Source organism: Exiguobacterium sp. E4787 (genome assembly GCF_018618375.1).
Taxonomy (GTDB): domain Bacteria; phylum Bacillota; class Bacilli; order Exiguobacteriales; family Exiguobacteriaceae; genus Exiguobacterium; species Exiguobacterium chiriqhucha.
Map to the genome: position 1 here is coordinate 1 of NZ_JACSLY010000003.1, position 25,950 is coordinate 25,950.

The following is a 25,950-nucleotide window of genomic DNA, read 5'->3' on the forward strand; positions in this document are numbered from 1 at the left end:
CTGCCCATTTCACTTCACTTGAATATACGTTTTTGCCCACGCAAAAACACCTCCGATGCTAGCACTTTTTTAAAGTGTACCACTGCGAAGGTGTTTTTATATTGTCTCAAAAATTTAGGTTAGCCCACTCAACTCGTGAGAACGGGCCTGTTTTCAGGTGACGATTGAAATGAATAGCGGGATGCCGACGAGCAGATTGAACGGGAACGTGACGGCGAGGGCGAGCGTCAAATAAAACGACGGTTCCGCTTCGGGCACCGACGCCTGAAGCATGGCCGGGGCGGCGATATATGACCCGCTCGCGGCGAGCGTCATGAAGAGAATCGTCCCCCCGTCCGACAGTCCGGCCATCCCGGCCGCGATGTAACCGATGACGGCCCCGACGAGCGGAAACGTCATGCCGATGACTAAAAACTTGAGGCCATAGGACGGCACCGCCTTCAACTGATGACCGACCTTGACGCCTAGGCTGAGCAGGAACAAGAGCAAGACGCCCGGGAACAAGTCGATGAAAAACGGTTCGAGCGCTGATGTATCCGGTGTGACGATTCCGACGACGAGACCGGCCAACAACAGCAGGATGCTCTTCGAGAGCAGACTGTCGCGGATGACCGTGAACGATTGAGTCGGGGCCGCCGTGATCCCGAGGACCCGGCTCTGATTGTATAGCAACAGCGCGACGACAAGACCCGGAATCTCGAGCACGACGACGAGCGTCGTCATGAACGGTTCATAGACGATACCGAGACGTTCGAGTTGGGCCGTCGCGGCGACATATGTCACGAGCGAGACCGAGCCGAACGTGGCCGCCATGGCGATCCGTTCCGGGAACGTGAATTTGAGTAGCGAGCCGATTCCAAAGGCGACGAGCGGCAAGATGATGCCGACGACGAGCGTCACTGCTAGCGGGAGCGCCAACTCGTCCATCGACACCGAGGCGAGACCGATTCCCCCTTTCAAACCGATGGCGAGCAGTAAGTACAAGTTGAGCGTGATGCTGAGCGACTCCGGGATTCGTAAATTCGATTTTCCGAGAGCAGCGATCACACCGGTCACGAATAGGAGCACCGGGGCGCTCGTCAATAAAAACGTCAATAGTTCCATACATTTCCTCCTAGACGACAAAAGCGCACACCAAAGAAAGGTGTGCGCTGCATGCCGACGGCTCGAACATGTTCGCTCCGTCTAGCCGACAACTGTCGGATGTGTAGTTGGTCAGCTCCGGGTCAGGACGAAGGGGATGTCTCGCGGACACCACCCATCCTGAACCGTCTCTGCTTCTAGTGTAAAAACGTCGTCACGGCTTGTCAATCCCGTTCTCCCACGGTGCATCGAGTCGAAAGACGATGAGGCGTTCCCCTGTCTTCGTGCTGATGTCCGTATGGAGCGAGACGAGTCGCCGCCCGAGTACGTCGTGCACGATGGCCTCGAGCTGAGGCCGACCGGATTCGACGAGGTTGTTGCGGTACTTCTTCAATTGCTCGCGTCCGGCCGATTTGGCGGCCAGTTCGTACTCGGCCGGGGTCAAGACGCCTTGGAGCGTCACGATCGCCAGGTCGCGGAGCAAATCTGCTTTACACGTCAAGGAACCGCGTCCGAGATACTCTTTCTCCCATTGGGTGATGCGAGCACTCAGCTCCATCTCGAGCTGACCTTTTTTCGGCATCGTTACTTCACGAACCCGATCATCATCTCGCGAAGAATCTTCGCGGCGGCGATGGCCGTCATGTCCGACTGATCGTACGCCGGTGACACTTCGACGAGGTCGGCCCCGATGACGTCGACGTCAGCGTTCGCGATGGCGTGGACCGCTTCAAGCAATTCTTTCGTCGTGATGCCACCGATCTCTTGCGTTCCCGTTCCCGGTGCAGAAGATGGGTCGAGGACGTCGATATCGATCGTGACGTACACTTTCTTCCCGGCGAGCGTCGGCAACACACGTTTGAGCGGTTCGATCACTTCATATTTATACATGTTATAGCCGACTTCTTTGACCCAGTCGAACTCTTCTTTCATCCCAGAACGAATTCCGAACGAGTAGCAGTTCGATGGCCCAATCAAGTTGGCCGCTTTTTTGAGTGGTGTCGAGTGCGACAACGGCTCGCCTTCGTATTCGTCACGGAGGTCCGTGTGCGCATCGAAGTGAAGAATGACGAAATCGTCGCCGTATTGATCATGCATCGCCTTGATGACCGGCCAAGTGACGAGGTGTTCCCCACCCATACCTAGTGGGAACTTGCCTGCTTGAATGACGTCCTTGACGAACGACTCGATCATGTCGAGCGACTTCTGAGCATTCCCGAACGGAAGCGGGATGTCACCAGCGTCATAGACGGCGGCTTCACTCAAATCTCCGTCCAAATACGGGCTGTACTCTTCAAGCCCGATTGAGACTTCACGGATTCGGTTCGGACCGAAACGTGATCCTGGACGGAAACTGACCGTCCAGTCCATCGGCATCCCGTAAAGGACCGTCTTCGCATCTGCGACTTCTGGCAGGCTCGCGATAAACACTTTGCCTGAATAGGCTTCATCGAAACGTTTAATCATTTCGTCAAGTCCTCCACGAATTTAGGAAGGACGAATGCTGCATTGTGAAGCTTCGGCGTGTAGTACTTCGTCTCGATGTCGTGGAAACGCTCCGGAGCCACTGCTTCCGGGTCATACTGCTTCGAACCGATTGTGAATGTCCACATGCCGCTTGGGTACGTCGGTACGTTCGCTGTGTAGAGCTTCGTGATCGGGAAGATTTCTTTCACGTCACGTTGGACTGTCTGGATGAGCTCTGGCGTGAACCATGGGTTGTCCGTCTGCGCGACGAAGATTCCATCGGCTTTGAGCGCTCTCGAGATTCCGGCGTAGAATCCTTTCGTGAACAAGTTGGCCGCTGGGCCGACTGGTTCTGTCGAGTCGACCATGATGACGTCGTACTCGTTCTCAGACTCGGCGATATGCATGAAGCCGTCGCCGACGATGACTTCAACGCGTGGGTTGTCGAGTTCGCCTGCGATATTTGGTAAGTATTTCTTCGAATATTCAATGACTTTCCCGTCGATGTCGACGAGAACTGCTTTTTCGACTGATGGGTGTTTCATAATCTCACGGATGACGCCGCCGTCTCCACCGCCGACTACAAGCACATGCTTCGGATTCGGGTGCGTGAAGAGTGGGACGTGAGCCACCATCTCGTGATAGACGAATTCGTCCTTATCCGTCGTCATGACCATTCCGTCAAGTAACAACATTGTTCCGAACTCGTCCGTTTCGACCATTTCTAGTCGTTGAAACTCCGTTTGTTCGCTCTCATAAACGTGGTTTACACGGAACGTGATTCCGTAATCTTCTGTCTGGTGCTCCGTAAACCATAATTTTAATTTTTGGTCCATCGATAGAACCCCTTTCTGATTAAAAAGTTGTTCGTATGCGAGTGGCGTTTTGAGGCGCTTCTTATTCATACGATAGGAAGTATACAAAAACTACCCGCAATTTGCACGATTTTTTTATTTATTTGTCCTGCCATGTGAGTTTTATGTGAGTTTTATCCGATAAAGTATAGAGAGAGTACTTTAATCATTCGAAAGGAGGGATCTTATGTGGTCTCCGTGTACTGCCTGCTCTACAAACATCCCATTTTTTGAACGAGGCCTTGTCGTCGTCAACGACACTTTCCATCCGTATGAATCGTTAGATGAATTAACCGCACACCTTTCCACCGTCGAAGAGGACGTCTATTGCGTCGATCAAGTGACGAAACGGCAAACCGCAATCATCTCGGCCAGCAATCTGCTCGAACAGATTGCCAACCGCGATACGATCGAACTCATTCAACACGGTGAATTCGAGAGCCATCTGCAACCAATCGTCCATCTCGATACCGGTGAACGATTCGGTTACGAAGCGTTACTCCGCAGTCGCAATAACGTCTCTCCCGGAGAACTGTTCCGCGCGGCCAACCGTTTCGGCCTGCATTCCAAGCTTGACCAGCGCGCTCGCGCCGAGGCCATTAAAGCGACCTATCATGCCGTCGCCCCGCACGAAAAGACGTTCATCAACTTCTTGCCGTCGACGATTTATAACCCGGACTATTGTCTGCAACACACGTTCGAGATTATCGATCAATACGGGCTCAGTCCCGACCGTTTCATCTTTGAAGTCGTCGAGACGGAAAAAGTACAAGACGTGGCCCACTTGCAGCACGTGTTCTCTACATATAAGAAGCGCGGCATGAAAGTCGCCCTCGACGATGTCGGGGCCGGTTTCTCGACGCTCGATATGTTGAAACGCCTCGAACCAGACTATGTCAAAATCGACCGGTCGTACATCTCGTTTTGCGATCAAGACGCCGAAAAACGGGCATTCTTGAAAAATGTACGTCAATTGACCAAATCGATGGACATCACGATTCTGGCCGAAGGCATCGAACGCGCCGAAGAAGTCGACGTCTGTCGTGAACTCGGCTTCGACCTCGCCCAAGGCTATTACTTTGGCAAACCGTCCCCGTATTCGCTTTGACGCAATGAAGGCCTAGAGCATCCGCTCTAGGCCGTTTTTTTAATCGTCTTCTTCTTCATCCATATCTTCTTGCATTTCTGTATCTTCATTGTTCATCGGTTCTTCGTCTGCTCCTCCGCAAGCCCCGAGAATGATGCCTGTCGCCAAGAGCGACGCGGCCAATGCACCTTTCTTCTTCATCGCTAACACCCCTTTTACGTTGTGTCGTACAGTTACGATAATTCCCTTCGCCCATATCGTGAAACGTAATTTTAGATTAACAATGTGTAAACGGTGGAATGAATTCAGTGATGACAACTGAACAGAAAGAAGGTGTACGTGTTGAAACGACGCGTCTGGCAACTCCTCACCATGATTGTACTCGGCCTCCTCCTTCTCCTCGTCCTCTACTCCGTGGACGGATTGATCCCATTCCTGATTGGTCTCGCGATCGTGGCGCCGCTCCTCGTCGGCTGGCATATTTTATTCGACCAGGTCCAACCGCAGGCCAAGCTCGCTTGGCTACTCGCCGTCCTGTTCATCCCGTTCCTCGGCGCCCTCGCCTGGGTACTATTCGGAAGGACACCGCGACGTCACCGTCGGATCAAACGGACCTCGGCCGAGATTCGTATGTTCCGCCAAGCGATTGAAGAGGAACGCGTCGAGACTTCCAATGACGTATCCGATCGTTATCCGCTCACGCGCACGCTCGAAAAACTCGGGGCGACCGGCGCGGACGGCCACACGTCGACGAAACTACTCGTCAATGGCGAGCAAAAATTCGATGCAGTGATTAAAGATATCGAGCAAGCGACCCATCATATCCACGTCCAGTATTATCTGTTCCGGACCGATGAAATCTCGCTCAAGATTCGTGACGCTCTCATCAAGCGATCCAACGAGAACGTCACCGTCCGCCTCTTGTATGACGGCCTCGGCAGTCAAGAGATTAGCGAAGCGTTTCTCGAACCACTCCGCGAGTCCCGTGTCCACGTCGAGGCGTTCGACCCGGTCGTCCACCCGCTCCTCGTCTTTAATGCCAACTTCCGCAATCATCAGAAGTTGATCGTCATCGATGGACGAATCGCTTACACGGGTGGCCTGAACGTCGGAGATGAATATTTGGGCAAACATAAAAAGCTCGGATTTTGGCGCGATACCCATCTGCGTCTCGAAGGGCCGCTCGTCCGGGAATTGCAGCGCCTGTTCGTCGAGAATTGGCTGTATGCCGGTCATGAGGAAGACAAAGAGACGTGGGCCTTGTTTGCCGACAGCAAACACTTACCGGAATACTTTATCGATGAGCCGCAACAAGAAAACGGGGCGACGCAACTGCTCGTCACATCACCAGGGAAAGACGTGACGATTCGAGACGGGCTCATGGCTCTGTTGATGCAGGCGAAGGAATCGATTTGGATGACGACCCCTTACTTGATTCCGCCTCCCGAAATGCTCGCGCTGTTAGAAGTCGCCGGCAAGCGCGGCATCGACGTCCGAATCGTCGTCCCCGGAAAAGGAGACGAATGGTTCAGTTTCCATGCGACCGAGTATTATTTTGAGCAATTGCTCAAACGGAACATCCGGATTTATAAATACAATCGTCATTTTATCCACGCAAAAACCGTCCTCATCGATGGCAAAATTGCGCTCGTCGGGACGGCTAACTTTGATTTTCGGAGCATGTATTTGAACCATGAGATGACGATCGCCCAGTTCGAGACGTCATCCATTCAAGAGTTGCACGAAGCGTTCTTGAACGACTTCGATGAATCGATTCTCGTCGACTGGTCGATGATGCGTAAGAAATCGAACGGCAAACGCTTCGTCGAAGCGTTCTGTCATATCTTCTCGCCGCTTCTCTGAGACAAACGCCACACGGCGTACAGCACGGCGAGTACGGCGATGAGAACGAGTTGCCACCCGCTCGCCACGGTCAGGACGGCCGTGACGGCAAGCGCCTCAATCAATAGCGCCGGTACTTTTCCAATCGTGCTCGCTACAGCGAACGAGGGGAGCGACATCCTGCTAAATGCAGCCGACAGCGTGACGAGACCAGACGGCACGATCGGTAACAGCCGGAGCCCGAGGACGAGGAACCAAGCCTCGACCCCTTCGGCTTCACGGAGACGCCGCAGCCGCTTTCCGTCCGGTGATGTGTAGCGATGGAGTGCCTGCCGATACAGGATAAAGCTGAGCACGGCGCCGACGGCCTCACCGACGATGGAGACGGCGACCCCTGGTCCAAATCCTAGCAGTTGAACGTTCAGTGCCGTCAAAAAGGCGCTCGGCAACACGCCCGCGATGGCGATGATGCTGTTTAAGATGATGCTGACCACGACAAACAGCGGGATTGGCAGAACTTCCCATTCCATTCATTAAAACCTCACTTCATTTGAAAAGGCTGGCCCGGTATGAACCGGGTCAGCCTTTAGGTTATTTTGCGTCCACTTCATCCCACGAGTCTTCGTCGACTGGAGGAAGATGTTTCTCTTCGAGTTTCGAGACGACGACCGCACAAGCGGCGTCACCTGTAATGTTGACCGACGTCCGGAGCATATCGAGGATCCGGTCGACACCGATGATCAGGGCAATCCCTTCGACCGGTAAGTTGACGGATTGTAAAACGAGCGCGAGCATGACAAGTCCGACACCTGGTACGCCCGCCGTCCCGATTGAGGCGAGTACCGCTGTGATGACGACCGTCAAGAGCTCTGTCATCGTCAAATCAGCATTGAACACTTGCGCGATGAAAATCGTTGCGACCCCTTGCATGATGGCCGTTCCGTCCATGTTGACCGTCGCACCGAGCGGTTGGACGAACGACGAAATCGAGCGCGGGACACCGAGTTTCGTTTGAGCCACTTCCATCGACACCGGGAGTGTCGCATTCGATGAAGACGTCGAGAATGCGAACGTCATCGCCTCATAGAAGTTTTTAAAGAAGAAGACGGGATTCATTTTCCCGAGCAACGCCACTGCACCGCCATAGACGATGACTGAATGGAGCGCCAACGTCAAGACGACGGCAATCATATACCATGCCATCGCTTGGACAGCCTCTAATCCAATGCCACCGATGGCTGAGGCGATCAAAGCGAACGCACCGTACGGCGCAAGTTTCATGACCAAATGAATCAAGTACATCATGATGCGGTCACCTTGTTTGACGAATCGGCGCCATGTGCGCGCTTTTTCACCGAGCGCAATCATCGCGAATCCGATGAGTGCCGCGAAGACGATAATTTGAAGCATATTGCCTTCGGCAAGTGCTTGAACCGGGTTCGTTGGAATCATGTTGACGAACGTCTGCACGATATTCGAAGATTCTTCCGAACCTGACGCATCAAACTCTAATCCCGTCGTCGGGAAATCTCCACGTTCTCCTGGTTGGATGACATAAGCGACACCCATCGCCAAGACGATAGCGAGCGCCGTCGTCGTCAAGAAGAAGATCAATGATTTCGTTCCGACACGACCGAGTTCTTTCGGGTCACCGAGACCCATGACACCAAGAATGATCGAGAAGAAGACGATCGGGACGACTAACATTTTAATTAAGTTCAAAAATACGGTTCCGACTGGCGAGAGGACATACGTATTGGCCATATCATAAATATTGCCCGGTAATCCTGCTAATGCTAAACCGACGGCTACCCCCAACAGTAGCCCAATCATAATTTTCTTAGTTTCACTCATCGTGTCACCCTTTCTCTTTTACACAAGTGCGTTTATTATAGCATAATGCTGAATATTCATACAATTACGGTGAAATCACAACATCATAACAAATTCATGTTCCCAAATCGGAGCACATGAAAACAAAAAAGATTGGAGACCGAAACGGTCCAATCTTTTCACTCGGCGCTCAAACGCTCAAGCTCGGTTTGAAGTTCGGTCGATTGTTCCCAGATTTCAGGACGATGTTCTTTCAAAAAGGCAGCGAGCACGTCGCGTGACGGTGCATCCATCATGTCAATCAAGATGCGGCCTTTGAGCGACTTGTCCATCTGGTTGACGTGATACGGCAACAGTTTATAGCCGCGCCGTGCCTCGAGGTCAATCGACATGTCACAAGCTGCGACACCGCCGTAATAGAATCCTTCTGGCTTTCGTCCGACCGTGACCCAGACGATCCAATACGGTTTTCCGTTCGGCACCGCTTCTGGATCCGTCAAAAATTTGATGCGTTTCTCGATCGCCGATTTGGCATGCATGGCCCCCATATCGATGACCGCGGTCCCCGCCTCGACATCGATGATGACGGGAGACATATTGTTCAAACTGAGCGAACCGACCCCAAAACCGCCGTGGCCATCGGTCGAATCGTCAGCGACGATGTTAAAATTAATCTCTTTCATGGCATTCCCTCCCTCTCTACTGTACACAAAGACGAGGGAATGTGGCAATCCGGAACGTCAACACCACTCGATTCGAAACTTCGTGCCCGGTCCGATCGATTGGATGAGCGGCCGGTCTGCCTCGATGACGCGCCCAAGGACGTTGATCCGATCGTCTGCCACCAAATCGCGTTTTGTGATTTGCAGCTCACCGGCATAGCGCCCGTACTTCGCATTATCGACCGTGATCGTTCCGAGCGGACGCGGTCTTGCTGCCATCGGCTCGAACAAGCGGTCCCCCGGACGTCCATAGCCCCTCGATTCGACCGAACGGACGACGTCACGTGCCGGGTCCATCCGGTTCGTCTGGACGCGATAGAAGGCGGCCTCAATCGTCGTCTCCGCTTCGGCCCGAAGAACGAGCATTTTGTCGGCGTGTGAGGCGAACTGTTCAATCGTCTCATCGGTGAGTCCCGGGTCGCCGATTAAGATGCGATCGACTGAATCCATGAGGTCCATGTAGCAGGCGAACGTCGACAACAGGCGATGGTCCTCGAGCGTCGGCAGCCGTTCGAACAGCGGTCCTCGGAGTGTCCCGTCACCAGGGATGAACGCCTGGACGCTCAACCCTTGCCGCTTCAGCCAATCGTTCTTGGCATCGAACCAGTTACGATCGAGCCCCGTCTCCGGGCGCGGATAGAAGTTGTGCCACGCCTCGACGTTGTCCGTCACGAGGCCGTGTTGCTTCATCTCTATGAGTTCCGCTTCAGACAGCGTGCTCGCGTTCAAGGCGACCGTCATTCGGGTCGACAAGTCGGCGACTTGTTTCGGCGTCACGCCGTAATCGACGCGCAGCCCCGTCACGCCCCAATCGAGAAGTGTATGGGCATCGTCCCACGTCTTGCCGAGCGCGGCGAGCGACGTCGGTGCGATATCCGCAAACAGTTCCATGTCGAGTTCTCGTGCGAGCGTCCCGAGGTCACGAAGCCGTTCCGCATACACCGACGTGTCGTCCTCGGGGATATGCAGTGACGTGAACATCGAGGTGAAGCCAATCTCGCGCATGCGTCCGACCCATATCTTGAACTGCGGTGTGAGCGGTTCGCTCAAATAAACCGATAATCCCTTCATCAGAAATTCCTCCTCATCAAATGAAAAGGCGACTCCAAAGAGCCGCCTCAGTTGTTAAATCCCGTCTGCCATTTCTTCTTTGAAGCCGAAGAAATACGTGAAGATGAAGCCAGCCGTATACGAAATGACAAGACCTGCGATGTACGTCAAGTACATGCCGTTATCGATGAGCGGCGTAAGCGAGAGACCCGAGACCCCAATCCCGAGTGCTGCCGTCTTCATCGTCGCTTGGAAGGCACCGCCGACCGCGGCCCCCATACAAGCCGTCAGGAACGGACGGCCAAGCGGGAGTGTGACCCCGTAAAGGAGCGGCTCGCCGATTCCAAGGAATCCGACCGGGATGGCCCCTTTAATGATGTTACGAAGACGTTGGTTGCGTGTCTTCACGAAAATCGCGAGCGCCGCCCCGACTTGTCCAGCCCCAGCCATCGCCAGGATTGGCAAGAGTGCCGTGTTACCGACCGTGTTGAGCAATTCCAAGTGAATCGGTGTGAGTCCGTGGTGCAACCCGACCATGACGAGCGGCAAGAAGAATCCAGCAAGGACAGCCCCTGCTACCGGTCCACCGACTTCAAGCACGGCGTTCAACCCTTGCATGATCCCGTCTGACAAGATGCCTGCGACCGGCATGATTGCATAGAGCGCCGTGAAACCGACGACGAGGACCGTGAGAAGCGGTGTAAAGATGATATCGACCGCCGTCGGCATGAAGCGACGAACGTGTTTCTCGATGTACGTCATGAGCCAAGCGGCAAAGATGACCCCGAACAGTCCACCCCGCCCGACAACGAGCGGTTCCCCATAAATCGTGATGTCCGCGAGCACCGGGTTGAAGAGAATCCCCCCGGCGATGGCACCGAGTACCGGCGTCCCGCCGAACTCTTTGGCCGTGTTCCAACCGACGAGGATGGCGAGATACGCGAACACTGTGCTACCGAGCAATAAGAGGATTTGCATCCACGTCTCGGTCGGGTCAACGCCGGCGTTCTTCGCGAAGTTGGCTCCCCCGTTAATGATACCTGAAGCGACAAGCCCTGGAATGAGCGGAATAAAGATGTTCCCTAAGCGACGCAAGAAGCGCTTGAACGGCGACTTCTGTTTGTCTTTCACTTTTTGACGTTCGATGGCCGCCCGTTCGTCCGGCGTCAAATTCGCATCGACCGACTCTTCCCCGATGGCGAGCCCCGTCTCACGACTGAGATGGTCCGCCACGCGGTTGACCGTCCCCGGGCCAACGACGATTTGCAACGTCTCGTCATCGATGACACCCATGACACCATCGATTTGTTTCAATGCAGTGAGATCCGCTTTCGTCGGATCTTTGAGCGCTAAACGCACACGTGTCATACAGTGCGCGAGTTGACGAATGTTATCTTTCCCCCCGACATGCTCTAATATCGCATGTGCAAGAACCTCTTCTTTCTTCATCTCGAATCCCCCTTATAATGCGTCACGGACGAATCCGTTCGCACGCTCTAATCGCTCGACTGCCTCCGCATGCGGGACGTCGGCTAAAATCATGACAATCGCCGTCTTGACGTGACCACCGGATGAATCGAAATAACGCGCGGCCGTCTGTTCGTCGACCCCTGTCGCTTCCGCAATCATCCGTTTGGCCCGCACTTCCAACTTTTCGTTCGTCGGCTGCACGTCGACCATCAAGTTTTGATACACTTTCCCTACCCCAATCATCGACGCCGTCGAGATCATGTTGAGGACGAGTTTTTGCGCCGTCCCTGCTTTCAATCGGGTCGATCCGGTCAATACTTCTGGTCCCGTCTCGACTTCGATTTTGAACTCGGCGTGTTCGCTGATTTTTGAACCTTTGTTACACGATAGCGCGGCTGTCGTCGCGCCGACCTCGCGGGCGTAATCGAGTCCGCCGATGACGTACGGTGTCCGTCCGCTCGCGGCAATCCCGATGACGGTGTCGAACGCATTCAAGTGAAGCGCTTTCAAATCATTGACCGCCAAATCCTTGCTATCCTCTGCTCCCTCGACCGCTTTAATCAACGCCCGTTCGCCACCTGCGATGAGTCCGACGACCATGTCCGGTGACACGCCAAACGTCGGCACACATTCCGCCGCGTCTAAGATTCCGAGCCGTCCGCTCGTCCCTGCGCCGATGTAAATCAAACGTCCGCCTTGTTTGAAGGATGCGATGGCACGCTTCGTCACTTCGGCAATGACCGACAGTTCTTCTTGAATGACGTGTGGGACCGATTGATCTTCCTCATTCATCACTGCAAGGAACTCCTCGACCGCCATCTCGTCCAAGTGCATCGTTCGTTCATTTCGTCTTTCAGTAGCCAGTTTGTCTAACATCGCCACCATCCTTTCTTCTCTCTAATTTTATTGTACTAACTTGAAATTAAAAGTCAAACTTATTTAAAAAAATAAGGAAATAAAATTTCATTATAGGTCAAGCGTATACGTGTATGCATGTAAATTTGTATACATGTATACATGTATGGAAAACGCCCGGCCCTATTGGACCGAGCGCTTTAGCTGATGACTTTTTTCAACACGTGGACGTGATCGCCGCGTGCCGTGATGGAATCTTTTTCATAGACGTAGCCTTGCCGTTCCCAAAAGCGACGCGCCCGCTCATTGTGAGGTAACACCCCGAGTCGGAACACCGTCTGGAACGGACGCATATATGTTTGTTCGAGATGTTCATACAACCGCGTCGCAATCCCGGTGCCGTGCAGCCGTTCATCGACGACGAACAGACCGAGCCAAAGCGAGCCGTCGACCGGGTGTTGCTTCAACAAGTCGGCGACGGCGATGACGTCCCCGTCCTCAAAGACGAGGCTGACGGTCTCCTCCGTCTCAAAATCGGCCACGTTTTCATCGCGGAACGTTTCGGGCGCCTGTCCGTTCAATTCCGCGAACGACCGTTGTTGTAAGAGGAACGCCGCCACCGCATCGCGCCACGTTGGGTCATAGACGTGAATCATCGGCGCAACTTCACCATCTCGTCACGTGCCTCGGCGTAGCGATCAATCAATCCCTCGCCTTTTCGGTGCAACAGCCCCATATAAAGTGTGTCGATAATCGTCAACTGTGTCATCCGTGAAGCGATGCTCGCAATCCGGAAATCACGTTCGACGCTCGGCGTGCATAGTCGGACATCCGCTTCTCGATAGAGCGGAGATTTATCGAGGTCCGTGATGGCGACGACCGGCACCCCTCTTTTCTTGGCGAAGCGGACGAGTTCGAGTACGTCTTTCGTCCGACCCGACGTACTGATGGCGACGAAAACGTCGTTCGGGCCGAGATGCGGAATGAGAGACAACATGTAATGGAAATCTTGCGATGTCTGGGCCGCATAGCCGAGCTTTGTGAATTTATATTGCGCGTCATAGGCGGCCGTCGACGAACCGCCGACCCCATAAAACACGACCCGGTTCGCTCGGGCGAACGTATCGATCGCATGCTCGAGCTCACGCTTGTCCATCGCCTCGGCACATGCCTCGATGGCCATTTTGTTCACATGGATGACTTTTTGAAACGAATCGTAAGGTGTGTCTTTCTGCTGCAACACGTTGAAATCGGTGAGCGTCGTCTCGGTGATCGCCAAGTCTTTGACGAGGGCGAGTTTGAACGCCTTGAAGCTATCGATTCCGACGACACGCGCAAAGCGAACGATACTCGCCTCGGACACGTCCGTCTTTTGAGCGAGCTCTTTCGTCGTCATATTCGGAACGAGCGTCGAGTGGGATAAAATATAATCGGCGATTTTTTTCTCCACGGACGTCATCTCGCTTTTGGCGAATTCGATTTTTTTGAGTAAGGATTCCATCGGGTCATCCCCTTCCTACTTCTAGTTTCTGTTTCCATGATAGCGGATTCTTTCTTCACAAGCCAACTTGGACATGGAAAAAGGTCAAGCCATCGCTTGACCTCATGGTTATAAGTTTTTAGCGTTGAACGTATCGCCGCCTTGAATCGTCCCGTTTTGGAACCCTTTATCGAACCAACGTTTCCGTTGTTCGGACGTCCCGTGCGTGAACGAATCCGGCGTCACATAGCCGCGCGCCTGTTTCTGAAGGGTGTCATCCCCGATTTGGTGCGCCGCATTCATCGCCTCTTCGACGTCGCCGGACTCGAGGTAACCCATCCCTTGAGCGTGGTGGGCCCAAACGCCTGCATAATAATCGGCCTGGAGTTCGAAGCGGACCAAATATTTGTTGAACTGTGTCTCACTCATCTCGTTTCGGAGCGGCATAATCTCGTCCGTCGTGCCGAGCAACGTCTGGACGTGGTGACCGACCTCGTGGGCGACGACGTACGCCATCGCGAAGTCACCCGGTGCATTGAACTGTTGACTCAGGTCATCATAGAAACTCAAATCGATATACAACTTCTGATCACCCGGACAGTAGAACGGTCCGACAGCCGATCCGGCAATCCCGCACGCCGATTCGACTTGATCTTTATAGATGACGAGCGTCGGCTCCCGATACGTCAATCCGTTCTCCGCAAAAATATCGGTCCACACTTCTTCGGTATCCCTTAGCACGACCGACACGAAGTCGGCCATCTCTTCTTCCCGCGCCGAGCCTTCATACGCTCCAGAGGACTGTTCCGGTTCTCCGAGTCCGATGTTGTTGACGATATCGCCCGGATTGCCCCCGTTGAGCAGTGTGAAGACGATGACCAAGATGAGACCAAAGCCCCCACCGATTCCTGCGATGCCTTTCCCTCCGACACGTTGCCCCCGTCGATCCTCGACGTTTCGACTTGCTTGTCTACCCTTCCATTTCATCCGCCTGTTCCTCCTACGACTAGTCTGTCTTGTTCCTTACCCCGTTTTCACATATTTCGCACCTGCATTTTTTATTTGTACCGTCCGCCCAATCGATTTTCTGCTTTCCACTTGCCTCACCTTTCACTAGAATGAAAGGGAACGAACTAAAAGGAGGAAATGTGATGCCATACGTAACGGTTAAAATGCTCCCAGGTCGCACGGTCGAACAAAAACGTGCGTTGATTGAAAAGGTGACAGACGCCGTCTCCGAGACGACGAACGCCCCGAAAGAAAACATCACCGTCTTCATCGAAGAGATGGACGCGACGCACTACGGCCAAGCCGGCGTCATGCACGCAGATAAGAAGTAAACACAGCGACCGCCCTTCCATCTCGGAGGGCGGTCGTTTTTCAATCTTCCAGATTCACTTCAAACCGCTCGCTCGGGACGGTCGGTTTAATGAGGTGACGCGTCGCTCGCCAAATATGATAGCCAATCCGGTCGAGCCAGAGGAGCGCCTGGACTTTTTGAATCGTCTGGTCCATCTCGAGCTGATTCGCCGCCGTCTCCTCGAGCAGTTCGGCCCGATGCGCTTTTCGATATTCAGCGAGCTGTTTCGAGGCCGTCTTCCACTGACGCGACTCTTCCGGGGGCGTGTGATGGTTAAGCGTCTCGACCATGTCGAGTTCATGCAAGACGAGCTGACGCGCGACCAGGAAGTCCGTATCGCGGAGCGCGTCGACCGGGTCGACTTCACGCATGACGAACAGCCACCGCTCCAAGTGGTCGATTGTATGGAGCAGCGACAGATGTTGGCCGTAGTCGTTGCGTCCTCGCCCTTCTTCCAATTGAATCGTGCTCAAAAAGACACGGACGTCGCCGAGCGTCTTCTCGACGAGTTGAAGCTCGTCGTCGCGTTTACGTGCCTCGTTCAGCAACAGTTGCGTCTCTTTGGCCAAATAGCGCTCAATCTCAATCAACGAGCGCCGGGCCGCCTCGAGCGCGACCGTCGGGATGCGGGCCATATTCGGGTCGAGGAACCGGGTCAGCTTTTCCGCCCGGCTCGGGATCCACTTGAGCAACTGACGACTGAACGCCTGATGGAACGGCAGGAACGTGAACACCCCGAGCAAATGGAACGAGGTGTGGAACAAGGCGAGCCGCAACAGTTCGTTCCAATTGAGGCGATCGGCCACACCGTTCACGACACCGAACAAGAGCGGGAACGTCAGCCAGCCGATGAGTAAAATCGAGCCGTGGACGAGCACGTGCGCCAAGACGATGCGGCGGGCCGACTTCCAGCCTCCAATCGACCCGATGGCGACGACGAGACTCGTCCCGGCGCTTTGTCCAAGCACGAGCAGACAGGCTTGGGCGAGCGTCACCGTATCGGTCGCGAGCGCCGTCATCGTCAAGACGAGACCAATGCTCGAGGACTGTAATAGGACGGTCATCAGTAATCCTGTCCCAAGCAGTGCGAGTTGATGCAACGGTGTGTCCGCTTCCCAACCGGCGAATGAGAACGTGACGACGTCGCGCATCGCCTCTTGAAGTGTCCCGATGCCAACGAAAATCAGACCGAGTCCGACCATGAGCATACCGATGCGCTTGACGCGCCGTCCGATCAAACGTAGCGTCATACCGACCCCGATGAGCGGGAGCAACAGTTCGCGAATATCCACGTTATAACCTAAGAGCGCCACAATCCATCCGGTCGTCGCGCTGCCCGCGTTCGCTCCGATGACGAGTGTGAGCGCTTGGGTGAACGTCAACAGACCGGCGCTGACGAAACTGATCGTCATGAGCGTCGTCACGGTCGACGACTGGAAGAGTGTCGTCATTGTAGCCCCGAGAAACGCACCTGAAACCGGTCCCTCTGCCAACAGGTTCAAGCGTTGCCGGAGCCTTTCCCCGGCCATGTTTTTCAACGTATCCGTCAACAGCATCATCCCGAGCAAGAAAATCCCGACCCCGCCGACCAATGTGCCAACTCCCATGGTGTCACTTCCTTTTCAACGATTCACTCTCCCCGTAACGTTGACAACATCCATGTTTTTTCTGACGCGTAATCTTTCAAATTGAGGAGCACGTCCTCAGGATAATAGATTTTCTCGTCTGACTGGCGCGAGTTCAAAATCGATTGGACGAGCATCGATACTTCTGAGATTTCGCGACGGTCGCCGTCGTTCATTTGCAGGTAGATGCCTTCGTATTTGCCATGCCCTTTATACAAGTCGTACGGCAGTTGACTGAGCTGGTCCTCGAGTAAGTAGTAGCGGGTCGGCAACCCGATTGACTCCATCGTCGAACGCAAGCGGTCCATGTAGCGGACGCGGTTCGCTTCCGGGAAATTCTTATACTTCAACAGGCGGCGGTTGACGAACCGGCTCGCGAGATCGGCCAAAATCGGGTCCGCCTCGTCCATCCATTCTTGGAAATAGAAATAGACGATCGTCTCATCGAGCTTCAAGTAATGCTCGAGCGTCATGTCCTCATGATTGAAAATCGGCAAGAAATGCTTCGGCGTCATCTCGAAGGCGTAGCCCGACTCGTACAGCTCTTGCGCCCGCTCGAGCACGGCTTTGAGCAACAGGTCGCTCGACCGCGTCGCCGGGTGCAAATAGACTTGCCAATACATTTGATAGCGCCGCATGATATAGTCCTCAATCGTATGCATGCCCGACTGTTTGACTACGACTTGGTCCTCATCGGGACGCAACACCCGAAGCATGCGCTCAAGGTCGAACTTACCGTAACTGACACCGGCGAAATGGGCGTCACGGAGCAGATAGTCCATCCGATCGACGTCGAGTTGCGAACTGAGGATATTGACGAGCAGTCGGTTCGGGTGTGTCTTATTGATGATGGCCGCCACTTCTTCCGGGAAGCCGCCCCCCATCTCGGACAGCACTTTGTTCACTTCCGTGTCCCCGAGGATGATGCGTTCGGTCCACACCTCGTGACGGACGGCGAAGACGTGCTCGAACGCGTGCGAGAACGGACCGTGTCCGACATCGTGCAGCAGCGCCGCCGCGAGCAACAACTCCCGGTTGCGGTCATCCCACTCCGGATACTCATGGAACTGATCGATTAGCTGTCGGGCGATTTCGTAGACGCCGAGCGAATGATGGAAACGCGTATGCTCGGCCCCGTGGAACGTCAAAAACGACGTCCCGAGCTGCTTGATGCGACGTAACCGTTGAAACTCTTTCGTATTGATCAATTCCCAGACGAGATGATCATAGACGTATATATATCGATGAACCGGATCTTTGAACACTTTCGATCCTGACAATTGACCTCGTGACGTATACATGACGTTGCCCCCTACGTTTCATTAATGATTGGATTCGACTTCTAGCGCGTGGTTCCTCCCATGTTATAATGGGAAGGAGATTATTTATTGAAAAGGAATTATGTATATGACCCATCCATTATTACGACAACCGACCTACCGTGTCATTGACCAATCTTCGCTCGGTTCGGCGTTCCAAGCCGAGCAATCGTTCGCGACGGACGATACGCTCTGTGCCTCGACCGCGACGTCAGGTGCCGTCCTGCGGGCCTGGGTTCATCTAAACACGGTCGTGCTCGGGATTCAAGACGCCCGTCTGCCCCACTTGGCAGATGGCATCCGTTTGCTTCATGAACACGGCTTCCGTCCTGTCGTCCGCAATTCAGGAGGACTGGCCGTCGTCTTAGACGCGGACGTGTTGAACTTATCTTTGATTTTACCCGAGAAAGACGGGATTCAAATCGATAGCGGCTACGAGGCGATGACGTCGCTCATCCAACTCATGTTTCAAGACGTGACGACAGACATTGTCGCTGGCGAAATCGTTGGGTCTTACTGCCCCGGCAGTTTCGACTTATCCATCGGTGGCAAGAAGTTCGCGGGCATCTCACAGCGCCGTGTCCGTGGCGGTGTCGCCGTCCAAATTTATTTGAGCGTTCGCAAGAGCGGGAGCGAACGCGCCGCCCTCATCCGTGATTTTTATGAGCGCGCCATCCAAGGCGAAGCGACAAAGTTCACCTACCCGGCCATCGTCCCTGAGACGATGGCGTCACTCGAGGACTTGCTTGGTATCCCGCTCACCGTCGATGACGTGTTGCGCCGCGCCTACACCGTCCTTAGTGACGTGAGCCGGCTCGTACCTGGCACTCTCGATGCGGAAGAGCAGGCGACGCTCGTGACCCAGCTCGACCGGATGTGGAAGCGCAATGAACCGATCCGTGAGATTGAACAACAATTAATAGAGGAGTGACCGCATGTTTAAAATCATAACCGATACCGGCGCCGATTTGACCCAAGACCAGATCGTCGAGTACGGTCTCGAAATGCTACCGCTCGGTGTCGTCATCGACAACGACGAATTTTTAGACGGTGAGACGATTCAACCAAAAGACGTGTACGACGCGATGCGTGCCGGGAAGACGCCGAAGACGTTCCAAATCGAGGCGGCCCGCCTCGAACAATGTTTCCGTCAACATCTCGAATCGGAAATCCCGTTCCTGTACCTCGCCTTCTCCGGTGAGCTTTCAGGCACCTATCAGACGGCCGTCATGGTCGGCAACCTACTTAAAGAAGAATACCCGAACAGCACGTTCCATATTCTTGATACGCGTGCCGCGTCCGTCGGCCAAGGACTGTTCGTCAAGACGGTCGCCGAGTATGGTCAAGACCATACGTATGAAGAGACGGTCGCCTACGCTACGTCGCTCGTCGGCAAAATCCGGCATTTGTTCACGGTCGAATCGCTTGAATATTTGATGCGCGGCGGTCGTGTCTCAAAAGCGAGCGCGTTCATCGGGGATTTGTTGACGATTCTACCGCTTTTGACAGTCGAAGACGGCAAGCTCGTCCCAATCGAGAAGGTGCGCGGTCACAAGAAAGTGTTACGCCGCATCGTCGAATGGATGACCGAGTCGAAACCGCTCGTCGAGGGTGGGCACGTCTTCATCGGCCACGGCGATGATCCAGTCAAAGCCGACCAATTCGAGGCGTTGTTACAGGAACATGTGAACCCGGCGAGCGTCACGAAGACGATTGTCGGTTCGGCCATCGGGGCGCACACAGGCCCAGGCCTTCTCGTCGTCGGCTATTTTGAGGCGTGAAGAAACGACGCGTTTGGCTCACAATCGGATTACTCCTGATTATTGGAGCATATGCATTGTTTCAAATCGATGAAGCCAATAAACGAAGGTTTCTTCAGAATTATTTGCAGGAACATCATGCACTTTCTGATTCGTCTTATTCATCGCATGCCAGTATTACTCAATTCGGTACCATGTTCCATGTCACGTTAGTTGATGAACCGGACATCATGTACGACTTTTTTATCAAACGACGCGATGGTGTCATGCATGTCGTTTACAGTTTTAATTTGGAACAAGGACACGGTCTCCGTGACCGCGAGTTCAAAACCGTCAACTACGCCATCCTTGATACGTTATTCAAATGACAAACCGCGAGCACCCTCATGGGCGCTCGCGGTTTTTTGTTCATTTATTCCAGTTGCGGAATCCGTCACCGAATTCAAGGTGGAGATCGTCGCCGAACGCGCCGTTCTCGAACGTGGGTACGTCGACCGGGAGTTTGCCCGTCGGTTTGACTTCGCCGAAGATGGCGCGAATGCCGGCCGGGAGGTTCGGTCCTGCCGATTTGGCATTGCCCGCCTCTGAGTCCGGTCCGTTCGGGTCACCTTTGAAGCCGTAGATGATGAGCTGGGCCGGTGCGTCCGGCTGAACCGCCACATCGTACGGGTTACGCAGGCTGAGCAAGACTGACTTCTTGCCCGTCTCGTTCGCGTAACGGAACACTTCGGCCGGCACGTAGTTGTCAGCCGACGTCGATTTCAGCTTGGCGCTGTTGTTCACGTTCGAACCGACAATGATATAGTCGGCCGCATCGAGTTTCGCTTTCAAGTCTGGGTTTTGATCTAAGTGTTTCGTCGATGCCGTATAGTTCGCGGCGATGACGTTCACGTCTTTCATGTTGCCGGCGTTCTTCTCGAGCGACTTGATCGTCTTGATCATGCTGTCCGTCTGGTCTTTCGCCGGTGACAAGACGAGGACCGTCTCACCTTTTTTCGGTTTGAACGGAAGCGTCTTGTCGTCGTTCTTCACGAGCGTGACGGCCGCTTCGGCGATTTCACGTTCTTTCGCTTTATGCTCGGCACTGCCGACGACCGCGTTCGCCTCAGCGAGTTTCGCTTCAAGCGTCGTCGTGTCGACCGACTCTTGCCAAATGCCGCGTTCCGCTTTGAGTGTCAAAATCCGTTCGACGGCCGCATCAATCTTATCTTCTGACAGGCGTCCATCCTCGACCGCTGCCATCACTTCTTCAAAGATAGTCTCGAGCTTCACGACGTCCGCGTTCGACCGTAGGATCGTCGGCATGAGCGCGATATCCACGCCCGCCTCGAACGTCTTGATGACCGCTTCCGCTTCCGTGAAGTTATCGGCAATCGCCTGCATGTTCAACGCATCCGTGATGACGATCCCCTCATAGCCCATGTCTTCACGCAAGACGCCCGTGATGACGTCATCTGAGAGCGTCGCCGGGAGCGGGAACGTGCCGCGCGGCGAGTTGACGACCTCATCCTCGATTTGCGGCATCCCGATGTGTGCCGTCATAATCATATCGATGCCTTCGGTGATGGCCCGTTTGAACGGCAACAGTTCAAGTCCACGCAAGTCCTCGAGCGATTTGTCGACAATCGGCAGGCCATAATGCGAGTCGACCGCCGTGTCACCATGACCCGGGAAATGTTTCGCTGTCGCGGCGACGCCCTGGTCTTGAATCCCTTGCGTCATCGCTGAGCCGAGCTCGCCGACGAGTTCCGGGTCGCTCGAGAACGAGCGCACGCCGATGACCGGGTTGGCCGGGTTGTTGTTGACGTCAAGTACGGGACCGAAGTTGACGTTCACCCCAAGTGCGTTCAGTTCCGAACCGATGATGTTCCCCGCATCATAGGCGTACTGACTGCTCCGTGTCGCCCCGAGCGCCATGTTACCCGGCAAGTTCGTGCCCGTTCCGAGACGTGTCACGATTCCACCCTCTTGGTCAATCGTGATGAAGAGCGGTACGTCGTTGCTTTCGTCTTGTTTGACGACTTCTTGGAGGTCGTGGACGAGTTTCGTCGTCTGTTCGGTCTCGGTCACGTTTTCCGCGAACAAGATGACACCCCCGAGGTCAAACCGATCGACGACGCGCGCCACATCTGTCGCGAGTGCCGTATGGTTCGCCCCGTTCCATAATCGGAAGTCTGGCATGATCATTTGACCGAGCTTTTGTTCAAGCGTCATCGACGCGAGCTTGGCGTCCACACGCTGCTCAATCGACGTTGCTGGCGTCTCCTCCGCTACGACCGCAGTCGCCATCGGGACCGATGAGACGAGTAGCGCTGTCGTTAGCCCCAGTGTCGCCGTCCAGTTCAATGCTTTGTTCATGTTCCCCACTCCTTTTTTGAAAGTTTCCCCGACCCCCAAACAAAAAGGCATGGAGGAAGAAGCGTTGCCTCACCAACGCTCGTTCACCCCATGCCTGATCGTATCAGTTACATATGGTCCTTATTCAGGTGGTCAACGTCAGTATAGCAATTCAAAAAATGGGAAACAACACTTCACATGAAAGCGTAACCATTTTGAAATATATGTTCTGTTTTGACACACAGCCGACCTGTATTGGCAAAGCCAATAATTTCGCTGGTTCGAATTCGCCTTCATCTTTGGTAAACTCTTTTTGTTAGGGGTTAACTTTCAAAAAGGGGGAAATCATCTTGGCACGAGGGGAACTGAAACGAAAGCCGGAATGGTTAAAGATTAAACTGAACACGAACGAGACTTATACCGGTCTCAAAAAGATGATGCGCGAGAAAAACTTACATACGGTCTGTGAGGAAGCGAAATGTCCGAACATCCATGAATGTTGGGCCGTTCGCCGCACCGCGACGTTCATGATTCTCGGGAGCATCTGCACCCGTGCCTGCCGCTTCTGCGCGGTCACGACGGGTAAACCGAATGAGCTCGACTGGGAGGAACCGAAACGTGTCGCCGAGTCGGTCCGCCTCATGAATTTGAAGCACGTCGTCATCACAGCCGTCGCCCGCGACGACTTGAACGACTACGGGGCGACGGTGTTTGCCGAGACGGTCCGCGCCGTCCGTAGCATGAACCCGGAGACGTCAATCGAAGTGCTCCCGTCCGATATGATGGGTGACTTCTCGGCGCTCCAGACGCTCATCGATGCCGGCCCGGACATCATGAACCATAACTTGGAGACGGTGCGCCGCTTGACACCGAGAGTCCGCGCTAAAGCGACGTACGACCGGACGCTCGAATTTTTAAAACGGTCGAAAGAACTGAACCCGGACATCCCGACGAAGTCGTCAATCATGGTCGGACTCGGCGAGACGAAGGAAGAGTTGATTCAAGCGATGGACGACCTCCGGGCCCATCACGTTGACATCCTCACGCTCGGCCAATACTTGCAGCCGACGAAGAAGCACCTCGACGTCGAGCGCTACTACCATCCAGATGAGTTCGCCGAGCTGAAAGAGATCGCGTTGGCGAAAGGCTTCTCCCACTGTGAGGCCGGACCGCTTGTGCGTTCCTCGTATCACGCGGACGAACAAGTCCACAAGGCACGTCGTCACACGATGTTGCCAATCGATTAAGAGAAAGAAGAGACCGATATGACTGGAACGACATGGCATTTGCTCCACACCGCCCCGCTGTCCCCGGCCGAGAACATGGCAATCGATGAAGCCATCGCCGGCTGGGTCGCACGCGGCGACATGAAACCGACACTCCGTTTTTACGCCTGGGCACCGCACGCCATCAGCGTCGGACGCTTTCAACGGGCGACGCGTGATCTTGATCGCGAGGCGCTTAACGCGAACGGCATTCCCGTCGTCCGCCGCTTGACCGGGGGACGGGCCGTCCTCCATGCGGACGAATTGACGTATAGCGTCATTCTGCCTGAGACGATGCCGTCCTTGCCGACGAACGTCATCGAGAGCTATCGCCTCCTGACCGAAGGGGTGCGGCGCGGCTATCACGCGCTCGGCGTCCCGGCCGAATTCTCGGTCCCCTTGACCGAGGCCGATCGCGAGGCGCTCCGAAAACCGAAGTCGGCCGTCTGTTTCGACGCCGCCTCGTACTATGAGCTCGCTGTCGACGGAAAAAAGATTGCCGGGAGCGCCCAAGTCCGCCATCAAGGCGCAGTCCTTCAGCACGGATCAATCCCATTGTCGATTGATGATGACGTCCTGTTCGACTGTTTCAACCTCGAGGCCGATGAAAAGGCCGAGGCGAAGGCACGTTTCGGCGACAAGGCCGTCTCGTTGAACGAGACGCTCGGCCGGAAGGTCGCGTTCGACGAGGTCGCCGCAGCTTTCACGGACGGGTTCCGCGACGCGTTCGATTTGACGTTCGAACCGCTGACGTTCACCGAGGCACAACAACATGAGATTCAGGAACTCGTCGCCAAATACGAGAGTGACGAGTGGGTCTGGAAACGCTAAATTCAAACAACACCCGATCGAAGAGAGGATCACCTCACTTCGATCGGGTGTTTTCGTTATTGTTGCGTATAAATCGAGACCGAGCCTCCGTTGACGAAGAACTGACCCCAGCCGTCAGCATTGATCGTGACGAGACGGGCGTTGTTGTTCGTCATGTCTTTCCATACCTCGCCGGCGTTCTGTTTGCCGACGTACATCCACTTCGAGCCGCCCGGACCGTCCGATAGAATCGTCGCGAGACCCGATTTGGCACGGTCGGTCACACCTTCACGTGTCCAGCCGATGACGTCCTGATGATCGAGGTAGTCATGCTGCGTCCCGTAGGCGAAGTCTTTTCGTGCCTTCAAAATCGGTTGGAGCGTGCCCGACATGTTCGGGATTTCGCGGTTCGTCGTCCCTTTCGTGCCGTAATAGTCTCCATAGAAGAGGGCCGGATAACCCTGACCGCGCGTCATGATCGTCGCGTAGGCGAGCGGTTTGAACCAGTTGGCGACCGTCGACTCGAGCGACTGGCCCGGCTGTGAGTCGTGGTTATCGACAATCGTCACGGACAGCGACGGATGCTGTTCGGTGACGGTTCCTTTCAAGATGTTGCGCATATCGTAATACCCGCCGCCGTTACCGGCCGCTTGGAAGTTGTAATGGAGCGGCACATCGAAGACGGAGTGCGTGTAGCCCGTCTTATACAGATAGTCGTTGATGGCACCGAGATCGTTCTTCCAATACTCGGCGACCGTGAACATCTCTTTCCCGGTCGTCTGGCGCACGCTCGTCACCCACTCCTTCAAGTACGAGTGGCTGATATGTTTGACCGCATCCAACCGGAAACCGTCGAGCCCGAGCGAGTCGGCGTACCATTTGCCCCAGTTCTTCATCTCTTGGCGGACCTCGGGATGCTCGAAATCGACGTCGGCATACATAAGATAATCATAGTTGCCGTTCTCGTTCGACACGTCCGTGTCCCACGCCTTGCCTGTGCTCTTGAACTTATAGATGCGGCTCAAGCTGCGTGACTGATCCCAATCGGTACCGTCAAAATGGTACCAGCGCCATTTGAACGGCGAGTATGTATTGTTACGGGCCGCAAAGTTAAAGCCGGTCCAGGCCGAGATGGCGTACTCGCCGGACGTCTCTTGGTTCCGGTTCGACGGATTGACCTCAATCGCCTGAACGGATTCGGTATAGTCGGCCCCGCCCTTATGGTTCATGACGACATCGCCGTACACGCCGATCCCTTTACCACGCAAGTTCGAGATGGCGGTCTGGAGCTGCGCTTTCGTCCCGTACTTCGTCCGGGTCGTCCCTTTTTGGTTGAACTCGCCGAGGTCATACAAATCGTACGCGCCGTAGCCAACATCGTTTTGCGACGTGCCTTTGTACGCCGGCGGAATCCACACCGTCGTCACCCCGATGTCTTTCAAGTGCTGCGAATCGTTCGATAACCGGTTCCAATGCAGACCGTCGTTCGGGACGTACCATTCAAAGTACTGCATCATCGTACCGTTTTGCGGCGTCGCCGCCTGTGCGACCGGTTGCCCGGCAAGCAGTGCAATCGCAGTGACACCAGCTGTCACCGCTAAACCTTTCCGTCGTTTACCCATGCCCGTTCCTCCTCTTCAAAATGAATGCAAGCGCTTTCGTTATTCATCATGCCCGATTCTATTTTGGTTGAATAGAGGATTTCCATAAAACAGTTCTCTGCGCCTAACT

General features: G+C 54.6%; 26 protein-coding genes. 8 read left to right on the forward strand and 18 right to left on the reverse strand.

What is annotated here, in order from left to right; all coding sequences use genetic code 11:
- Positions 1 to 153 precede the first annotated feature (153 nt).
- The 4 genes from KNP80_RS04855 to speE form a co-directional block, all read right to left on the reverse strand.
- On the reverse strand, positions 154 to 1,104 hold the full coding sequence (locus KNP80_RS04855; protein WP_214833938.1) for a sodium-dependent bicarbonate transport family permease: 951 nt from the start codon (positions 1,102 to 1,104) through the stop codon (positions 154 to 156).
- A 193-nt stretch (positions 1,105 to 1,297) separates the two neighbouring features.
- Positions 1,298 to 1,666: a Na-translocating system protein MpsC family protein gene (locus KNP80_RS04860; protein ID WP_021066069.1), complete on the reverse strand. Its 369-nt coding sequence runs from the start codon at positions 1,664 to 1,666 to the stop codon at positions 1,298 to 1,300.
- A gap of 2 nt (positions 1,667 to 1,668) precedes the next feature.
- On the reverse strand, positions 1,669 to 2,550 hold the full coding sequence (gene speB / locus KNP80_RS04865) for an agmatinase (RefSeq protein WP_214719267.1): 882 nt from the start codon (positions 2,548 to 2,550) through the stop codon (positions 1,669 to 1,671).
- Positions 2,547 to 3,386, reverse strand: a complete 840-nt coding sequence (speE, locus tag KNP80_RS04870) for a polyamine aminopropyltransferase (protein WP_029594637.1) — start codon at positions 3,384 to 3,386, stop codon at positions 2,547 to 2,549. Before speE ends, speB begins: the two co-directional genes overlap by 4 nt.
- Positions 3,387 to 3,591: 205 nt before the next feature.
- Here speE and KNP80_RS04875 point away from each other — a divergent pair, with 205 nt between their 5' ends.
- Entirely contained in the window at positions 3,592 to 4,512 is a 921-nt protein-coding gene (locus tag KNP80_RS04875; protein ID WP_251132334.1) for an EAL domain-containing protein, read from the forward strand.
- A 39-nt stretch (positions 4,513 to 4,551) separates the two neighbouring features.
- Here KNP80_RS04875 and KNP80_RS04880 read toward each other — a convergent pair whose 3' ends face one another.
- A complete protein-coding gene (locus KNP80_RS04880) occupies positions 4,552 to 4,692 on the reverse strand; it encodes a hypothetical protein (RefSeq protein WP_021066065.1) in 141 nt (46 codons plus the stop codon).
- A gap of 138 nt (positions 4,693 to 4,830) precedes the next feature.
- On the opposite strand from KNP80_RS04880, the gene cls reads away from it, so the two are divergent.
- The gene (gene cls, locus KNP80_RS04885; protein ID WP_353047972.1) at positions 4,831 to 6,354 is read left to right on the forward strand and encodes a cardiolipin synthase; all 1,524 of its coding nucleotides are present in this window, start codon (positions 4,831 to 4,833) and stop codon (positions 6,352 to 6,354) included.
- Here cls and KNP80_RS04890 read toward each other — a convergent pair.
- The 9 genes from KNP80_RS04890 to ypfJ form a co-directional block, all read right to left on the reverse strand.
- A complete protein-coding gene (locus KNP80_RS04890) occupies positions 6,330 to 6,863 on the reverse strand; it encodes a TVP38/TMEM64 family protein (protein ID WP_214833944.1) in 534 nt (177 codons plus the stop codon). The genes cls and KNP80_RS04890 overlap by 25 nt on opposite strands.
- A 61-nt stretch (positions 6,864 to 6,924) precedes the next feature.
- A complete protein-coding gene (locus KNP80_RS04895; RefSeq protein ID WP_214833947.1) occupies positions 6,925 to 8,187 on the reverse strand; it encodes a dicarboxylate/amino acid:cation symporter in 1,263 nt (420 codons plus the stop codon).
- A 158-nt stretch (positions 8,188 to 8,345) separates the two neighbouring features.
- Complete coding sequence (locus KNP80_RS04900; RefSeq protein WP_021066061.1) at positions 8,346 to 8,849, reverse strand: YwhD family protein; 504 nt, start codon at positions 8,847 to 8,849, stop codon at positions 8,346 to 8,348.
- 57 nt (positions 8,850 to 8,906) lie between these two features.
- Positions 8,907 to 9,959 carry a DUF871 domain-containing protein gene (locus tag KNP80_RS04905; protein WP_214719251.1) on the reverse strand — a complete coding sequence of 351 codons (1,053 nt, stop codon included), beginning with the start codon at positions 9,957 to 9,959 and terminating at the stop codon, positions 8,907 to 8,909.
- Between the two features lie 54 nt (positions 9,960 to 10,013).
- Positions 10,014 to 11,387: a PTS transporter subunit EIIC gene (locus KNP80_RS04910; protein WP_029594632.1), complete on the reverse strand. Its 1,374-nt coding sequence runs from the start codon at positions 11,385 to 11,387 to the stop codon at positions 10,014 to 10,016.
- A 12-nt stretch (positions 11,388 to 11,399) separates the two neighbouring features.
- A complete protein-coding gene (gene murQ, locus KNP80_RS04915; RefSeq protein ID WP_256442315.1) occupies positions 11,400 to 12,293 on the reverse strand; it encodes an N-acetylmuramic acid 6-phosphate etherase in 894 nt (297 codons plus the stop codon).
- Positions 12,294 to 12,463: 170 nt separating this feature from the next.
- Positions 12,464 to 12,919 (reverse strand): GNAT family N-acetyltransferase, encoded by a 456-nt coding sequence (locus KNP80_RS04920; RefSeq protein ID WP_214719249.1) that lies wholly within the window; start codon positions 12,917 to 12,919, stop codon positions 12,464 to 12,466.
- Complete coding sequence (locus tag KNP80_RS04925; protein ID WP_214719248.1) at positions 12,916 to 13,764, reverse strand: MurR/RpiR family transcriptional regulator; 849 nt, start codon at positions 13,762 to 13,764, stop codon at positions 12,916 to 12,918. Before KNP80_RS04925 ends, KNP80_RS04920 begins: the two co-directional genes overlap by 4 nt.
- Positions 13,765 to 13,872: 108 nt before the next feature.
- The gene (ypfJ, locus tag KNP80_RS04930; RefSeq protein ID WP_214719245.1) at positions 13,873 to 14,730 is read right to left on the reverse strand and encodes a KPN_02809 family neutral zinc metallopeptidase; all 858 of its coding nucleotides are present in this window, start codon (positions 14,728 to 14,730) and stop codon (positions 13,873 to 13,875) included.
- 164 nt (positions 14,731 to 14,894) lie between these two features.
- On the opposite strand from ypfJ, the gene KNP80_RS04935 reads away from it, so the two are divergent.
- Positions 14,895 to 15,083, forward strand: coding sequence for a 2-hydroxymuconate tautomerase (locus KNP80_RS04935; RefSeq protein ID WP_012727443.1), 189 nt, complete (start codon positions 14,895 to 14,897; stop codon positions 15,081 to 15,083).
- A gap of 40 nt (positions 15,084 to 15,123) precedes the next feature.
- On the opposite strand, the gene KNP80_RS04940 is transcribed toward KNP80_RS04935, so the two are convergent.
- Positions 15,124 to 16,710, reverse strand: coding sequence for a Na/Pi cotransporter family protein (locus KNP80_RS04940; RefSeq protein ID WP_214719243.1), 1,587 nt, complete (start codon positions 16,708 to 16,710; stop codon positions 15,124 to 15,126).
- A gap of 23 nt (positions 16,711 to 16,733) precedes the next feature.
- Positions 16,734 to 18,029, reverse strand: a complete 1,296-nt coding sequence (locus KNP80_RS04945) for an HD domain-containing protein (RefSeq protein WP_214719241.1) — start codon at positions 18,027 to 18,029, stop codon at positions 16,734 to 16,736.
- A 100-nt stretch (positions 18,030 to 18,129) separates the two neighbouring features.
- Here KNP80_RS04945 and KNP80_RS04950 point away from each other — a divergent pair, with 100 nt between their 5' ends.
- From KNP80_RS04950 to KNP80_RS04960, 3 genes are read left to right on the forward strand one after another with little or no spacing between them, the layout of a single operon-like run.
- On the forward strand, positions 18,130 to 18,978 hold the full coding sequence (locus KNP80_RS04950; protein ID WP_214719239.1) for a lipoate--protein ligase family protein: 849 nt from the start codon (positions 18,130 to 18,132) through the stop codon (positions 18,976 to 18,978).
- 4 nt (positions 18,979 to 18,982) lie between these two features.
- Positions 18,983 to 19,828, forward strand: coding sequence for a DegV family protein (locus KNP80_RS04955; protein WP_214719237.1), 846 nt, complete (start codon positions 18,983 to 18,985; stop codon positions 19,826 to 19,828).
- Positions 19,825 to 20,175, forward strand: a complete 351-nt coding sequence (locus tag KNP80_RS04960; protein WP_214833950.1) for a hypothetical protein — start codon at positions 19,825 to 19,827, stop codon at positions 20,173 to 20,175. Before KNP80_RS04955 ends, KNP80_RS04960 begins: the two co-directional genes overlap by 4 nt.
- Positions 20,176 to 20,215: 40 nt before the next feature.
- Here the strand turns inward: KNP80_RS04960 and KNP80_RS04965 are convergent, their stop codons facing one another.
- Complete coding sequence (locus tag KNP80_RS04965; protein ID WP_214833953.1) at positions 20,216 to 22,165, reverse strand: glycoside hydrolase family 3 protein; 1,950 nt, start codon at positions 22,163 to 22,165, stop codon at positions 20,216 to 20,218.
- Between the two features lie 326 nt (positions 22,166 to 22,491).
- On the opposite strand from KNP80_RS04965, the gene lipA reads away from it, so the two are divergent.
- Both lipA and KNP80_RS04975 read left to right on the forward strand, forming a co-directional pair.
- Positions 22,492 to 23,391, forward strand: coding sequence for a lipoyl synthase (lipA, locus tag KNP80_RS04970; RefSeq protein WP_353047974.1), 900 nt, complete (start codon positions 22,492 to 22,494; stop codon positions 23,389 to 23,391).
- 18 nt (positions 23,392 to 23,409) lie between these two features.
- Positions 23,410 to 24,240, forward strand: coding sequence for a lipoate--protein ligase family protein (locus KNP80_RS04975; RefSeq protein ID WP_029594622.1), 831 nt, complete (start codon positions 23,410 to 23,412; stop codon positions 24,238 to 24,240).
- A 56-nt stretch (positions 24,241 to 24,296) separates the two neighbouring features.
- Here KNP80_RS04975 and amyS read toward each other — a convergent pair whose 3' ends face one another.
- Positions 24,297 to 25,841 (reverse strand): alpha-amylase, encoded by a 1,545-nt coding sequence (gene amyS / locus KNP80_RS04980; RefSeq protein ID WP_214833956.1) that lies wholly within the window; start codon positions 25,839 to 25,841, stop codon positions 24,297 to 24,299.
- Between the last annotated feature and the right edge of the window lie 109 nt (positions 25,842 to 25,950).